The following is a 331-nucleotide window of genomic DNA, read 5'->3' as shown; positions in this document are numbered from 1 at the left end:
TCCCACGTCCTTCATCGGTTCCTGGTGCCAAGGCATCCACCGTGCGCCCTTAAAAACTTGGCCACAGATGCTCGCGTCCACTGTGCAGTTCTCAAGCAAGCCGCTGATGTTTCAGCTACGGGGGTCTTACCCTCTACGCCGGACCTTTCGCATGTCCTTCGCCTACATCAACGGTTTCTGACTCGCCCAGCCGTCGGCAGACGACTGAAGAGAACTCCCACAACCCCGTAAGCGCAACCCCTGCCGGGTATCACACGCCTACGGTTTGGCCTCATCCAGTTTCGCTCGCCACTACTCCCGGAATCACGGTTGTTTTCTCTTCCTGCGGGTA

General features: G+C 58.0%; 1 rRNA gene. It reads right to left on the bottom strand.

The features are described 5' to 3' along the window. Positions 1–14 precede the first annotated feature (14 nt). Positions 15–331: ribosomal RNA gene (locus IF55_RS38065) — 23S ribosomal RNA — on the bottom strand; the annotation flags it as partial.

Source organism: Streptomyces varsoviensis, from assembly GCF_000718635.1.
Classification (GTDB): Bacteria; Actinomycetota; Actinomycetes; order Streptomycetales; family Streptomycetaceae; genus Streptomyces; species Streptomyces varsoviensis.
Note: the sequence above shows the minus strand (reverse complement) of the source record. Positions and strands in the feature narration are given on the sequence as shown.